We start from the raw sequence: 14,361 nt of genomic DNA, 5'->3' as shown, positions 1-14,361 counted from the left end.
GAAATGTGACTCATGTCCTAATGACTCTGGTGAAACAAACCGCGCGGAACATGGGTTCGTCAATTGGTTCAGCGGCGATAGTACCAACTTAAGTTGCAGTCAGGGTCAAATTGGCAGCCTTGCCATACCGCATCATATCTTTGAGTCAGTTCGCGCAACAACCGATTCGCATCGGACAGGCTAACGCTCCCGGACATCCCACAAAGCTGGCATTGTTGGATAAAGTCTCTCGTGCAAAAAGCCTCGGGATAGCGAGTGCCAGGCACAACCAGCGCCTGAATAACCAGCAGCGCCTCATGGTAGACTCTTTCTTTCATCTCAAATCTCTCACACATTGCATGGGCACTTTTAAAAATCCGCCGCAACGTTGGCCGTAATACTGAGGTGGGCAATAGAGGCAGGATACCCACTTAAGGGTAGTTCGAGAGGTCCTACTTGTCAGTTTTGCAATCATGGCATTGATTATTCTGCCACGTTGTTTTAGTACAGGACATTCACTGAACAACCCCAGAGAAGCGCATGATTGTTAACTTTTATGAAGTCGCGCCCGATGGCACGCTATCTATCCGAAATCGAATTACGTCTGTCGACAATACCACTCCGCTATTGCCGAAACTGGATGAAACGGTGTTCTTCAAGGCACCCAGCGCTGGGTGTTATCGGGTGGCCAATATCGTCCATATTGTCGAACAACCCTCAGATGAGCCCACCTTTGCTCGGCTCTCCGAAGTCGATGTTCATTTGATGAAAATTGAAGACATTTCACCAGACTATGCGATTTAGCCTGAATACGTTTTTGCGCCTTTAGCATCAACCTCTCAAAGGATGCAGCAGCAGGTGGAGCTGCTGAGTGTCCGCGTTCCATTCCTTGGTTTCCGCAATAAAGCCACCATGCTCATTCACCACAGACTCAAGTCGGTGCGCTTGGTCCGATTGAAGCAACATCGACAGCGGTGCCACTTGCTGCTTGTGGTCGTTGAAGCCGTGTTGGATTTGCTCTTCCAGCATATAGAGGATGTCCGGACTCGGTTCTTGTCCTTCAAGAAAGACTTCGGACTCTACTCCCAGCCTCTCATTCAGATACAGCAATAAAGCATGCAACTTAGCCATATCGGTCGTATTCGCCATGGTCATGCTGTCATGTAGGCTTAAAAGCTTGGCTTCTAAATTGCCGTTAAGGCTGCGCCCTAACTGAATCATGGCTTTGATGTCCTTTTTGAACTGATGACCGTGGCGCGCGTTCAACTTGTGCTTGAGATGGCGAACCAATATGTCGTTTCGCTTTGAGACAGGCACAAACCGAGGTGTCGCGGAGACTTCCATAAAAAGATGAAGCAATGCATGGCACACTAACGCTGCCAGTTGTGAGTAGTAATCGCTATCGTGTTTCATACGTGTTCGTAAGAGCCAAAGAAGCCCTCATTTAACCCCCTTTTACTCGCAATAACAATGCACCATGCCGCTGGCTTTCAGACCGCGTGACGTGACGGCTGCTCTCACTCTTTGGTCTGAAGCTGATAAGCATAATGTGGCGTATTGTCATTTCTAATACTAAAGTTAAGGTATACAGCAACTATGTGAAGATTCGCGATGAAAACAAATAATCAGTTGGCCCCGACCTTCAGCCTCGATGGTCTTCAGTACCATTTCTCTCTGAGGGGTGAAACCATACTCTCCATCGACAGCAACGCTATCAGTTACGAGCAAGCGGAAGACATCTACATTGCTCTTCTTAAAGCCATGGAGATATCGTTAACGCAGTACTGTCCTAATTCAAAGGGAGTGTCAGGAGAGCTTAACGTGCGATTAAAGCTGTGAATGCCATAACCAGGCGATGACAACACGGACGCCCCCTCTTTCCATGGGTGAGTGTTTTATTGCTACGTTGACGGTTATCACAATTCGCCACATCCCTCTTGAGACACAAAATCATCGCGGTAGAGTAATAGACAACTTATTGCCTATATCGAAAGGTACCCATGAACTATCCAGGCATCCAGAACGCCCTGCTTTTTTCAGAAGAAAGCCTTACGTCGACCATGCTCAAAGAAACTCTGGGGCGAAGCCTTCCTCTGTCGGTTGAATTACAACGTTTCAGCCAGTTGAGCATCGAGAAAAGTACCTGCGCAAAATACATTTTTATTGATTTTGCCCACATTACGGATGAGTTCGAGAACAACTACTACAACATCAAATATCAGATAGGCTTACACGCCAAAGAAATACTGATTAACTGCCCGAGAGACATCAGCGTGGCGTACTTATTCAAGTGGCCCAATTTGTATGGGGTGTTTTATGCCGATGACTATATTGACAAGATTTTGCAAGGCACCCATAAAATCATGCAAGGTGAAATGTGGCTGTCCAGGCAACTCTCTCAGGACTATATCCTACATTTTCGCAGCAACATTCCTGTGCTCTCCAGCCGAATGCTAGGCGCCGTGCTGACCAAACGTGAGCATGAGGTCGTTAAATTATTAGTGAAAGGACAAACGAACCCTGAAATCGCTGAGCATTTTGGCGTAAGTCTGAATACCGTAAAATCCCATCTGCATAATCTATTCAAAAAAATCAACGCAAAGAATAGGGTTCAGGCCGTCATTTGGGCAAAAGAGAGTTTAGGGCTGGATGTCCCCTTCGATGACAGGATAACTTGAAACATCGAACGCCCTTTCACAGCGTCAAGAATAGGTTTTAAGTGGCTTGTACACTATAAAAACGCATCGTTAGGCCTTGATATTGTAAAGGAATTCAATGAGGTCTGATTGAGTCACCATGCCTTTAAGTCGGTTTCTATTATCGACAATAGGTATATGATGATACCCTGACGTTAGAAGAGGAATCGTTCGCGCGATATGGGTATCCGTACGCATAAACACTGGCGCTGCATTCATAAATTGGCTTACCTCTTTCATGGCTTTTTTCTTTGCTTGCAGGTAAAGCGCGATAAATGAGTCAAACTTTCTATTCTCAACACTTCTTAGAAAGTCAACCAAGGAAAATATCCCCACAAGCTCATGCTCATCATCAACCACAGGTAAAGCCGTAAATTGATTCTGCTGAAGTAGTTCCAATGCTTTATGGATAGTGTCATTCGGCTTCAATGTTATCAACCGGCTCGTCATTACATGCTCACAAGTCAATTTTTGATGCCGATGTTCCAGCGCAAGTAAATGAGTCTGTTTGAAAATATCGTCTAACGTTCTCTCATCGATATCGAGCCACTCATTTCTCGTTGCAATGGTTTCATGTAATTCACTAAAAAAGATAGAGCTTTTGTTGTGAGCGAGTGTTGATGTTGAGCCTGATGGCTCTTTTTTAGATGCCCTGTGGTTGAGGTACCAACGGTAAAAATAGCCACAAATGATAAGCGGGATAATATTGAATAATACCGGATCTAGAAGAAATGAGAGTCCCATTGCTGGCTGCGTACTTTGGCTTATTGCTGGCACCAGTGCTGTGGCCACACCTGGCGGATGAACGCACTTGAAAATAACCATCGTAATAATGCTCAGCGTTATCGTCGTTAAGCAAAGTATTGTCGCATCGTCTATCAAAGATGTAAGACATACACCAACTAGTGCTGGCAGCAGATGGCCTGCCAAAACAGGCCAAGTTCTCCCCATTGGACTACTTGGCACAACGAATACGATTGTAATGGAAGCGCCTATCGAAGCGATCATCAATGGCGTTGTGGACAGGTGGTGCATTAGGGTCGCAAGGTATGAAACGATAGATGCCGTTAATATAACTGGCAGAATCAATGATAGAACTTGTCTGATTTCGTTTTTTATGAGCATAAAATAATGATTACCTTAGTAAACTTAGCGCATCATATAATTGTGATTTAAGAAAGTTTACAGATTTGTTGAGCAGTAAGTTGGGCATTCTATGAGATGTGTAAATAGAAGTGAAGTTAACCCGGAGGCACGCAAGCTGCCACGTATCGAGCAGGTTGCTTTTGGAGATCTCTGAATTACATGCATATCAAATTTAGTATTTAATGGATTACAGGGCGTATTGAAAATAGCTCTAACCTAGTGAGCATGTTCACTATGCTACAACATGTAGTGGTCAAGTCATTTTGGCCACATCGTTGTAGCTATTCCAGTAACGTTTCTCCGACTCATTTGGTGTTAAACCACCATTGTATGAATGCGGTCTTAGTCGGCTGTAATAGCCAAGAATATAATCACCAATCTTCAGCTTAGCTTCAGTAAAACTTCGGTAGCCTGTTGTTGGAACCCATTCAGTTTTCAGACTTCTGAAGAAGCGTTCCATGGGGCTATTATCCCAGCAATTTCCCCTGCGGCTCATGCTCTGTGTTAACCGATATCGCCAGATTAACTGGCGGAATTTACGACTTGTGTAGTGACTTCCCTGGTCGCTATGAAACATCACTTTGTCAGGCTTCCCACGATATTCAAACGCCATAGTCAGGGCCTGGCAAGTCAGATTACTATCAGGGGAATAACTCATCGCCCAGCCAATTGGCTTACGGGCAAATAGACCGATAACGACTGCCAGATAAGCCCAGCGGTTCCCCGTCCAGATAAAGCTGACATCGCCACACCAGACCTGATTTGGTGCGGTTACGGCGAATTGCCTGTCGAGTAAGTTCGGGATAGCAACATGCTCCTGTGTCGCTTTCCGGTACGCATGTTTTGGCAACTGGCAACTGAACAGACTCAACACTTTCATGAGCCTGCCAGCACGGTAACGACTCAGCGTGATATCATGAGACTCGTCATTCGTGACGATGTCTGCAATGGTTCTGGCTCCCGCAGAACCAGCACTTAGTCGATAAGCTTCGCGCACGAGGCTGCGTAGCCGAATAGTCTCAGGCGATGGCCGCTTGTCGCGTCGCTGCCAGTATTTAAATGTGCTGCGGTGGACATCCAGTACCGAACACAAGTGGTTAATCGAATAACGGCGTTTATTGCTCTGACTCAGCCTTTCGATTAACGAGAGTGTTTCATGGAGTCCGACATCAACAGAGCTGAAGCCTTTTTTAAAATTTCCTTTTCTAATTCAAGGCGTTCGATTTGCTTCTTCAGTTCACGAATTTCACGTTGCTCAGGCGTCATCGGCGTGGCCTGAGGAGTTTTACTCGCACGCTCTTCTCGCAATTGCTTAACCCATTTGCCTAGAGTTGAATAACCAACTCCCATCGCTTCAGCAGCTTCTTTATTCGTATAACCCTGGTCAACAACCAGTTGTGCTGTTTCCAGTCTGAATTCAGGACTGAAATTCGGGCCTTTCTTCTTTGTCATTTTGTCACCTAACTTTGTTATGCTGCCATCATAGCAGCTCTAATCAGGTGGCCAAATTAACTATGCCACTACATAGGTATAATAGAGTCTAAACCCATTTAATTAATAGTAATCGGGCTGACAAATCCTTTGGGCTTAATTGCTAGAACTGAGCATTTTAACTGACTCAGTATGTCTTCTGCTGTATTACCAATTAACAAGCCCGAAATGCCAGTCCTAGCCACAGTTCCCATGACTAATAGATCACAATGATTTTTTGTAGCGAATAATGGGAGTTGCTCTTCAGCGCTACCAAAAATTAAATGGGTCTGTATTGAAATCTGATTGTACATTTCTTCGCCGATATTGGTTTTCAATCGTTCCATCAATTCTTCCATTCGTTGTTTAGCATATTTATATTCATAATCTTTCATTTCTCTTTCAAGTTTTTCAGGCTGATCGGCCCAGTTACTTGCAATACGAAAATAGCGAGGATTATAGATATTAACTATATGAAGATGAGCAAAGTTCATTAACGCTATCTGACTGGCAAGAGAAGTGATCTCGTCGCTCAAAATATCATTATGTGTATCTTTAAATCTATCGAAATCAACAGCAGCGATAATTCTTTTAAACGTAAGTTTTTCTACATCGTTCACAAACATAATTGGGCAAGGACACTTTCGAAATAAATGCATATCCTTGCTCGTAAATATATGATCTAAAATATTTTTTTTAAAAGGTAATGAGATTAATAGGTCATGTTTTTCAGTAATCACTCTTTTTATAATTTCATTACAATGGTCACCTGCTAAAACTATAACTTCAAAGTTATAACAACCATCATAAGCAGATAGAGTTTTATGGAGAGCACTTAAACTATCACTAAGTATATGTTGCTGTAGATCTTTAGATATTGGACCACCTGGAGGCATTCCAATTCCAGCAGATATGATAGGCACTATACTAATAAACGTCAGCTTAGCTTGATTTGATTTAGCAATCTCAATAGATTTTAATATCAATTCTTTATTAGGGTTCTTATCATTAATAACAGACAGTATATTGTTGAACCTTTTCATAACTTTCACCTCAACACCCATTATTTTTGATTGATTTCTCTATCTTGATTGAAGCCTGCTGTGCAGCATCTTTAAAAGGCTCTAACACTAAATGGACGCCTAGTTTCTCAAGTAGTAGAGTATCAGCACTATTGTGGGAAACAATGGATACACTACCATGATAAGAGCATGCCCTTAACAACTGAACTATTGTTTTACGAGAATCTTCATAAGACAAGCCAGTATGATGATTAGGTATGGTTGAAATAACCCACTTCAAGCCTTGCAAAGGTAACTCTGCCAAAAACTCGGCATCAGCTGCATCTCCATAGAGACAATCCAACCCTTCACTATTCAATTTTTTTACTACACTAGGATTAAAATCAACACCTAAAACAGATATTCCTTTATTCCTCAACTGTCTGGATAAAGCTGTTCCAAAACGGCCTAGACCTAGAATAATAACATCGTATTTTAACTGATTATGCTTTTCTGACAGATTCTCTCGCTTAGGTTCCTTTTTCTCAAATATATATAAGTATGGTTCAAATATTTTATATAAACTATGAGAATAGGTTATCATATATGTGGAAAGTGCAATGGTAATGATACCAACCAAGGTAACAACACCCAAGATTTCATTTTTCACATGACCTAAAGTGATCCCCATTGTTATAAAAATTAGTGAAAACTCACTAATTTGAGCAACAGTAAGCCCAGCTAAAAAACCTGTTCTCTTTTTATAGCCCATTAATCCCATTATGATAATGACAATAAATGGATTACCAATTAGTACAAATAGAGATAAAATTATCGACTCATATACATTACTTCCTAACTGAGATAAATCTAATGTTGATCCCAGAGCAATAAAGAAAAACAACAATAAAAAATCCCTTAAAGGAGCTAGTCTTGCTGCTATGCTCTCTCGATAAGGAGTAGAAGCTAAAGCAATGCCAGCAAGTAATCCCCCCACTTCTTTTCCTAAACCTATTAATTCACCAGTGCTTGCAAATAAAGCTGCAAATGCAATTGAGAATATTAGTAATAACTCAGGGGCGTTTGCAAGTTTTTGAGTTAAAGGTGTGGCAATGAAACGTACAAAAATAGCAACAAAAAGAACTAATCCAATACATGCTAGAATAACTTGAGCTATAGATTTCGATTCTTCTCCATTCTCACTACCAATACCTATCGTAGCTAAAATGACCATTGAAAGAACAACAACTATATCTTGTACAATGAGGAAACCTAATGCTATTTGGCCATGTAAAGCATCTATTTCTTTTTTATCAGATAATAATTTTACTATTATAATCGTCGATGAAAAAGTTAACGCTACAGCAATATATAGGCTAGAAATGCTATCAAAACCTAATGCGAGACCGAGAAGATACCCCCCCAAAGATGTGAATATAACTTGACCTAATCCAGTAAATATGGATACTAAACCGATGGAGCGAATCAGTTTTATATCCAACTTAATCCCAACGAGAAATAATAATGTTGCGATTCCTAACTCAGATAAAAAATCAATTTTTTCTTTAGAGTGAACTATATCTAGTGCTGATGGTCCAGCTATTAAACCAACGACAATAAAGCTCACAATTAAAGGCTGTTTAAAAAGCAACCCTAAGAAGCCTATGCCCGAAGCTAAAATTAATAAAAAAGCCACTTCAATAAATGAAGAGTATGATAGCATCTCATTCAAAGACTTACTCCTTTTTATTTAACAATTCAAAGTTAAGCCTAGAGTAGCACAATTCACGTTTTCTAGGTGTGACAGTTGTAACCAAAAATGTACTCAAGGTATGGGTTTTGTGTGATGGACGCTTTGGCTAAAACCAGTTTACCAACAGTTGAAAAGACTATGTAACTAGAAAGATTTGGGGCAGCAATAAGTTAGGCGAACGTCTGCTTTGTACAGTTGAACTAATAATTGCGCCAAGTTATAGTAATGATCCCCTCCTTGAACGTTCATACCTGCTTGTCAGATGAAACCCCGTTACTTTTGAGTTCAAATTTTAGCGGCTAAAATTAAACTCATAGTAAAAATTCATCTCGAACCGATGAAAGGGCCTTAGATACGGCTTGGTGAGTTATTTTTTTACTATCAAGTTTAGTTAGCTTTTGAGCAATTTCTTTCTGATTAAGGCCTAGCTTTCTCAGAGCGAGCATTCTTTTCTTATTGTCAGTAAGTCTTGAATCGACCATTCTTCGGGCTATATTACGCAAAGCTCCTTCGTCATCTGCTCCAAGAGTTGTACCAGCCCCAGTCAAGCGCACAGCCGCTTCATTAATGAGCCTTTCTGTCTCGCCTTTTAGCTCTATCGGGTACTCGAAATTATCCCTAACATAATGGAAAAATGCGTCAGCTTGTTTTTGAGTTACTGATTTATCTTGAAGAAAGTGGTAAAAATAAAGATCAACTAGTTCATCACCCGAAATCGCTTTAAGGTTTTCGACTTTGACAATGTGAAGCCGTAAGCGTCGATACTCTTTATCAAATAGCTCTTTAGATTTAAGAGCGATCTTGTATGTGGAATTCCAAGTACGGCCATCTTTGTTTTTTGGTCTATGCTGAGAACAATACCGGTGGCTAAGTTGCCGTTTTTTCTTATTATCAGGATTTTCTTCGTTGTGTTTTTCTATTTTATCTTCCGGATCCAGCAAGTTGTCATCTAGTTTATAGAAATATTCTGCAAGTTCGTTCCTATTACCGCATAACTCACAAAAAGTTTGTTTTCTGTTTGTATTTAATTGTTTTGTGTCTGGACTATGCCGCTTAAAGCGCGTAGGTGTAAGGTGAAGCTGCCATAATAATTCGAGTAGATTATCTACGGTTGCTTGAAATCGGAAATCTATAGGCCGACATTGATGCTCAAGTTTCATAAAATGCCTCAATCGATCTTTGATTACATCGTGAGCATTTTTGAAGCCCATCATCATAATTAGATTGGTGATTGGAGTCTCTTCTTTAAATCTGGAAGCATATTTAATCGAAATCTGATGATGGACCTTTTCAGCCATCGTCATTTTCTTTTTTGGACACGGCAAAGGTGGGTGTTCAACATTCAGGTAAGGGTTTGGAAAGTAACAAAAATGGCTCATAGGAAGAGATCGAAGAAACGCTGATACCTTGGGGTCTATAACTTCTAAGATGAGCTCTCCAATAGGCCGCTTATCGGTTTCTTGCTTGTTGTGTGCCTTAATATCTTTTAAATGACTCCGAGGGTCTTTTCGTTTCGAATGTACAGAATAGTTTGCCCAACGATCTCGAAATTCTCGTATGCCATCGGCAACAAAGGCGTCACAATCCTCCCAGACAGAAATAAAGTGAACATCTAATCGATTAGTTGCTTCCTTTTCGCTTTCAGCATATTCCATTAGCCACACCCCCCACGAATAGAATGACATCATGTTACTACTGGCTAAGCCGTGAGTCTATTAGCAATAAGTTGTAACTTCTAGCAGGTTTCCTTTGATTATTTGAAAATAATTTTAGGGTTCAACTTAATCTTCCAAAACGTCCAATTCAGAGCTTAAAAAATGTTGGCATAGTCAGGTCTCAGCTACTAACAGGAGGCCTATACATGCAAGAACTGGCACATAAAACACTGATAAATCGCAAGACTCTACTCAGTATGATTCCTTTGTCTGATCGAACAATCTATAACCTGGAACAGCGTGGTGAGTTTCCTCGTCGTATTGTTCTGACCAGCCGAAGTGTTGCTTGGGATCTAGCTGAGGTTGAGAACTGGATAGAAGAAAAACGTAGGTCTGCGTTAAAAGCCGCAAGACCTGGTTTTATTTGGTAAGTCTGAGTCCACATGACGATTAAAGATGTAACGGATGTTCAGGCTAAGGGAACCACTCGGCGAAAAAGTGCCTCGGTTACCAGCGGTAAGCTAGAGATCAGCACGAAATATATCGACAACATCATAGCAATCCAGGAGCGCAGTGCTCAGGAAGCGAATGAACTCGGTTTTATCGCTCGACTTCTGATTCAAGCAACTATACCGCATAGTAAGCCCAAATCGAATGAGTGGAGCCGCAAGAATGGTCATTTCACAATGCACATGATGACCCCCTCATCTGTAGGTTTGCCTTACGGTTGCTATGCACGTTTGTTGTTGGTTTGGGTCAGTACACAAGCAGTAAGAAATAAGTCAAGACTGGACAGTGGTTTTATCACTGAACAGGAAGCACGCAAGCTTGATCTGGGACATTCTCAAAGACGTTTTATGGAAGAGCTAGGGCTAGGTTCAACTGGAGGCGAAAATGGAACCATTGGTCCTTTTCGAGAACAAATGCGGCGATTATTTAAAACGACGATCAGTGTTAGCTATACAGAGCTAAATGATGAAAGTGGATATATTTGTGAAGATGAAACTGGAGCCAGAGTTGCTGATATTTCCCATATTTGGTGGAGTACGAAGCAACCTGATCAAGATTCACTATGGGAATCTTGGGTGGAACTGTCGCCTAAATTTTTTCAATTGATTACTGATAAACCGGTCCCTCTGGATATGAGAGTGCTGCGGTTGATTAAGCGTTCTCCGATGGCTTTAGACATATATTGTTGGGCGACTTATCGGGTGAGTTACTTAAAGCGAGCCACAATTATTCCGTGGTCAGGTTTGATGGAGCAAATGGGGTCTAATTATGCCAATGTAAAAAGCTTTAAGCAGCGGTTTAAGGATGGACTGAAAAAGGTACAGCAGGCATGGCCAGAGCTAGATGCTACTCCAACCGAAAAAGGGTTGCTTTTGAAGCCTAGTGCTCCTCAAGTACCTCGTCAGACAAAGCTACAGGTTTCACGGGATATTGAAGTGTGATGAAACAGTATGTACGCACCATTCTTGATGTTAGTAAGCCTGGGTGTTTAGAAAGTTATCCACGCATGTTCTGTTTCCCTTTAAAGGGGGGATTTTGCGCATGTTCTGTTTCTGGCTGCGCATGTTTTGTTTCTGAGTACGCATGTTCTGTTTCTAGAAAAGCTAAAAAGCTTTCAATAACATGTGGTTGCAGAGCCTCCTATAGTCTTTCCTGTAGGTATACCTATATAAAAAAATAAACCTGTAGTTGAACAAACAAATATTGTGGATAACTTTGATCAATAGGTTGCTCAAAAGTGTCAATGAAATCATCTTTTTGGAAGTTGTATTTTTTTAACTATATGAAGATAAAGTAATTTTTATTATTTTCACCTTGGCGTCTAAGCATTTATTGACATTTGAGGGGCAGTCAAACACGAAGGCTTTGAATTTACCATAGGGCGGACAGTGTTAAGAAAGCGATGTTTGTCTGTGTCGTGATCAAAACTGTCAATGAAATCATTTTTTTGGAAGTTATGTATTTTTATGGTGGTTACCTTGGTGTTTAAACATTCATTGACACTTGAGGGGCAGTTAAATACGAAGGCTTTGAATTTAGCCTAGAGCGGAAAGTGTTAGGAAAGCGGTGTTTTTCTGTGTCGTGATATTGAGTAAAGCCAATACACATAAATCGCTGTAAGGCCGCTATTTTAGCGCTATTCAGTCGCTATAAGTACGCTGTCATACCGCTATAAGTATCTGACTTATCAGGTAAACATAGTTTACACAGGAATAAACAGTTAAATGCAGAGAAATGCACAAGGGAATGCATAACTTTCCATGATAAAACCAAAGTTGAAATGCGGGCAGGATGTGTGAAGTAGGCACACCATGCAAGCATGGCGAAGCCTCTTCACTTTGGACTTATTCGCACCTTCGGAGCTCAACGTTAATCCTGCCCTGCGGGGCCAGAAAGAGGAGGCAAAGCATGGGGAACAGCACGAACAAGATCACTCGAAAGAATAGCCCACCGATTAAGGTTTACTGTCTGCCAGAGGAGCGTGAGTTGATCGAGTCGCTGTCTGTGCAAGCAGGTCTTAGTATTTCTACTTATCTACGTGAAGTCGGCCAAGGTTATCGCATTCAAGGTATTACCGATGTAGAACAGGTACGCGAACTGGTAAGAGTGAATGGTGACTTAGGGCGTTTGGGTGGTTTGCTTAAGTTATGGCTTAGTAATGATGCCAAGGTAGCGAATGTGGGAGTCAATACAATCTTAGCGGTGCTTAATCGTATTGAAGCGACGCAAGATCAAATGAGTTCACTTATGGAGTCTATTCTTCGCCCGAGGGCGGACCAATGATCGCCAAGCATGTACCGATGCGTTCTCAGGGGAAATCTGACTTTGCGGGCTTGGTGAATTACATCACCGATCACCAGAGCAAAGAGCATCGACTCGGTAACGTTCGTTTAAATAACTGTGAAGCGAAAACCGTGCGCGATGCGATCAGCGAAGTGTTAGCAACTCAATTCGCGAATACCCGAGCGAAGAGTGATAAAACCTATCACCTCATAGTGAGCTTCCCTAATGGTGAACAGTTAGAAGCGCATACTTTGGCCGCGATAGAAGAGCGCATTTGCCAAGGGTTGGGTTATGGCGAGCATCAGCGTGTCAGTGCTTTACACAACGATACGGACAATCAACATATCCATATCGCAATTAACAAGATTCACCCTACTCGCAACACAATCCATGAGCCGTACTACCCGCATAAGAAGCTAGCGGAAATGTGCGAGGCCATCGAGCAAGACTATGGCTTACAGCCGGATAATCATATACCGCGCAAGCGCGGGGCGGAATCTCGTGCGATGGATATGGAGCGCCATTCGGGTATTGAAAGCTTAGTGGGCTGGGTGAAGCGCGAATGCATGGACGAGATTAAATCAGCCAATAGCTGGCAGGCGTTGCACCAAGTCATGCAGGACAATGGTTTGCAGTTAAGAACCAGAGGAAATGGCCTAGTGATCGTTGCCGATGGTGAAGCGATCATCAAAGCGAGCACCTTGGGACGTGAGTTTTCTAAACCCAGACTCGAAGCGCGCCTTGGTCCCTTTGAAGCGACTGCATCGGGTTCTGTTAAGCCGAGCCGCCAATATACACACCGACCTGTTCGCTTAAAGGTGAATACCACCGAGCTATATGCCCGTTATCAAGCAGAGCAGAAACATGCCGCAGAGAGTAAAACGCAAGCCCTTGAACAGGCCCGCCGTGATAAAGATCGACAGGTTGAAAACGCCAAGAGAAAAGGGCGAGGCCGTCGTGCGGCGATTAAGTTAACTGGCAGCAATAAGCTTACTAAGAAGCTTTTGTACAAACAGGCCAGCAATGCATTGAAAAGCGAGCTTGAGCGCATTCACAAGCGTTACCAAGAGCAACGGCAAACGATATATCAAAGCAATAAACGCCAAGCCTGGGCGGATTGGTTAAAAAGCCAAGCATTGCAGGGAGATAGCGAAGCCCTCAAAGCGCTACGTAGCCGAGAAGCGGCACAAAAGCTTAAAGGCAACACGCTAAAAGGGGATGCAGTTCAGACAGAGCTCAAAGCAACGGTCGATACGATTACGAAAAAAGGCACCATTATTTATCGAGCAGGTAACAGCGCCGTGCGTGATGATGGTGAGCGTCTACAAGTGTCGACGGCTTCCAACCAAACCAGTGTTTTAGCTGCGCTAAAGGTAGCAATGGAGCGTTACGGTGATCGTATTACCGTGAATGGCTCGCCTGAGTTCAAGGCGCGAGTGATCAAGGCGGCAGTAGATGGCAACCTGTCTATAAAGTTTGCCGACCCAGGGCTAGAGCGTCGCCGTCAGGCATTAATAGCCCAGAGCAAAAAGGCCAAACGGTCAGATAAGCCTGGTGTGTTACCGATTGGCAAAGTGCCACCTTCACGCCGTGGCCGGTTGCAGAATCTATCTCAGTTAGAGGTTTTAGCTATTCAGTCAGCCCCTGTAACTGAAAAAGCGGTGGTCATGCCAGCATTAGAGCAGCGTAAAGCCAAGCTGCAAGCTGAGCAGGCAGCTAAAAAAGCGAAACGACAACATAAGAGCCGATCACGTTGATGTGATGGCATAGGAATCGACGGAAGCCCTAACCGCTTCGGTTGGTAATGACACCGATGTTTAACCCTATTTGACCGCGCGTTTAACGGTGTCGCGCTGGTCGGGCGCCGA

12 protein-coding genes are annotated in these 14,361 nt (G+C 42.6%); 6 read left to right on the top strand and 6 right to left on the bottom strand.

The window, feature by feature from the left end; translation table 11 throughout:
* Positions 1-519: 519 nt before the first annotated feature.
* Positions 520-783: a hypothetical protein gene (locus tag VFA_RS21980; protein WP_038152759.1), complete on the top strand. Its 264-nt coding sequence runs from the start codon at positions 520-522 to the stop codon at positions 781-783.
* Positions 784-810: 27 nt separating this feature from the next.
* Here the strand turns inward: VFA_RS21980 and VFA_RS21975 are convergent, their stop codons facing one another.
* Positions 811-1,392: a DUF2913 family protein gene (locus tag VFA_RS21975; protein WP_038152757.1), complete on the bottom strand. Its 582-nt coding sequence runs from the start codon at positions 1,390-1,392 to the stop codon at positions 811-813.
* A 587-nt stretch (positions 1,393-1,979) separates the two neighbouring features.
* Between VFA_RS21975 and VFA_RS21965 the strand changes: the two genes are divergently transcribed.
* Positions 1,980-2,657, top strand: a complete 678-nt coding sequence (locus VFA_RS21965; protein WP_038152753.1) for a LuxR C-terminal-related transcriptional regulator — start codon at positions 1,980-1,982, stop codon at positions 2,655-2,657.
* A 69-nt stretch (positions 2,658-2,726) separates the two neighbouring features.
* Here the strand turns inward: VFA_RS21965 and VFA_RS21960 are convergent, their stop codons facing one another.
* From VFA_RS21960 to VFA_RS21935, 5 genes are all read right to left on the bottom strand, one after another.
* Positions 2,727-3,800 carry an HPP family protein gene (locus VFA_RS21960; protein ID WP_004729353.1) on the bottom strand — a complete coding sequence of 358 codons (1,074 nt, stop codon included), beginning with the start codon at positions 3,798-3,800 and terminating at the stop codon, positions 2,727-2,729.
* A 274-nt stretch (positions 3,801-4,074) separates the two neighbouring features.
* Positions 4,075-5,273, bottom strand: a protein-coding gene (locus VFA_RS21955) for an IS3 family transposase (protein ID WP_086027328.1) whose coding sequence is annotated in 2 segments (ribosomal slippage) — positions 4,075-5,003 and positions 5,003-5,273 — 1,200 coding nt in all. Because the reading frame shifts where the segments join, the coding sequence is not laid out codon by codon here.
* Positions 5,274-5,371: 98 nt separating this feature from the next.
* Positions 5,372-6,334 carry a universal stress protein gene (locus VFA_RS21945; protein ID WP_004729347.1) on the bottom strand — a complete coding sequence of 321 codons (963 nt, stop codon included), beginning with the start codon at positions 6,332-6,334 and terminating at the stop codon, positions 5,372-5,374.
* Between the two features lie 10 nt (positions 6,335-6,344).
* The gene (locus VFA_RS21940) at positions 6,345-8,015 is read right to left on the bottom strand and encodes a cation:proton antiporter (protein WP_115333230.1); all 1,671 of its coding nucleotides are present in this window, start codon (positions 8,013-8,015) and stop codon (positions 6,345-6,347) included.
* Positions 8,016-8,356: 341 nt separating this feature from the next.
* Positions 8,357-9,700, bottom strand: coding sequence for a hypothetical protein (locus VFA_RS21935; RefSeq protein ID WP_004729344.1), 1,344 nt, complete (start codon positions 9,698-9,700; stop codon positions 8,357-8,359).
* 206 nt (positions 9,701-9,906) lie between these two features.
* Between VFA_RS21935 and VFA_RS21930 the strand changes: the two genes are divergently transcribed.
* The 4 genes from VFA_RS21930 to traI all read left to right on the top strand — a co-directional run bounded on the left by VFA_RS21930 (position 9,907) and on the right by traI (position 14,250).
* Positions 9,907-10,131, top strand: a complete 225-nt coding sequence (locus tag VFA_RS21930; protein WP_025887512.1) for a helix-turn-helix transcriptional regulator — start codon at positions 9,907-9,909, stop codon at positions 10,129-10,131.
* 12 nt (positions 10,132-10,143) lie between these two features.
* The gene (locus VFA_RS21925; RefSeq protein WP_004729342.1) at positions 10,144-11,151 is read left to right on the top strand and encodes a replication protein RepA; all 1,008 of its coding nucleotides are present in this window, start codon (positions 10,144-10,146) and stop codon (positions 11,149-11,151) included.
* Positions 11,152-12,118: 967 nt separating this feature from the next.
* Entirely contained in the window at positions 12,119-12,493 is a 375-nt protein-coding gene (gene traJ, locus VFA_RS21920; protein ID WP_030000430.1) for a conjugal transfer transcriptional regulator TraJ, read from the top strand.
* A complete protein-coding gene (gene traI / locus VFA_RS21915) occupies positions 12,490-14,250 on the top strand; it encodes a TraI/MobA(P) family conjugative relaxase (protein ID WP_004729340.1) in 1,761 nt (586 codons plus the stop codon). The genes traJ and traI overlap by 4 nt, the downstream gene beginning before the upstream one ends.
* The last annotated feature ends 111 nt before the right edge of the window (positions 14,251-14,361 follow it).

It is taken from the genome of Vibrio furnissii CIP 102972 (assembly GCF_000176175.1).
GTDB classification, from domain to species: Bacteria; Pseudomonadota; Gammaproteobacteria; order Enterobacterales; family Vibrionaceae; genus Vibrio; species Vibrio furnissii.
This window is presented reverse-complemented; position numbering and strand designations above follow the sequence as displayed.

Coding starts and splice junctions, on each gene's coding strand:
- VFA_RS21980 (WP_038152759.1), top strand. CDS start 520: ATGATTGTTAACTTTTATGAAGTCGCGCCCGATGGCACGCTATCTATC.
- VFA_RS21975 (WP_038152757.1), bottom strand. CDS start 1,392: ATGAAACACGATAGCGATTACTACTCACAACTGGCAGCGTTAGTGTGC.
- VFA_RS21965 (WP_038152753.1), top strand. CDS start 1,980: ATGAACTATCCAGGCATCCAGAACGCCCTGCTTTTTTCAGAAGAAAGC.
- VFA_RS21960 (WP_004729353.1), bottom strand. CDS start 3,800: ATGCTCATAAAAAACGAAATCAGACAAGTTCTATCATTGATTCTGCCA.
- VFA_RS21945 (WP_004729347.1), bottom strand. CDS start 6,334: ATGAAAAGGTTCAACAATATACTGTCTGTTATTAATGATAAGAACCCT.
- VFA_RS21940 (WP_115333230.1), bottom strand. CDS start 8,015: ATGCTATCATACTCTTCATTTATTGAAGTGGCTTTTTTATTAATTTTA.
- VFA_RS21935 (WP_004729344.1), bottom strand. CDS start 9,700: ATGGAATATGCTGAAAGCGAAAAGGAAGCAACTAATCGATTAGATGTT.
- VFA_RS21930 (WP_025887512.1), top strand. CDS start 9,907: ATGCAAGAACTGGCACATAAAACACTGATAAATCGCAAGACTCTACTC.
- VFA_RS21925 (WP_004729342.1), top strand. CDS start 10,144: ATGACGATTAAAGATGTAACGGATGTTCAGGCTAAGGGAACCACTCGG.
- traJ (WP_030000430.1), top strand. CDS start 12,119: ATGGGGAACAGCACGAACAAGATCACTCGAAAGAATAGCCCACCGATT.
- traI (WP_004729340.1), top strand. CDS start 12,490: ATGATCGCCAAGCATGTACCGATGCGTTCTCAGGGGAAATCTGACTTT.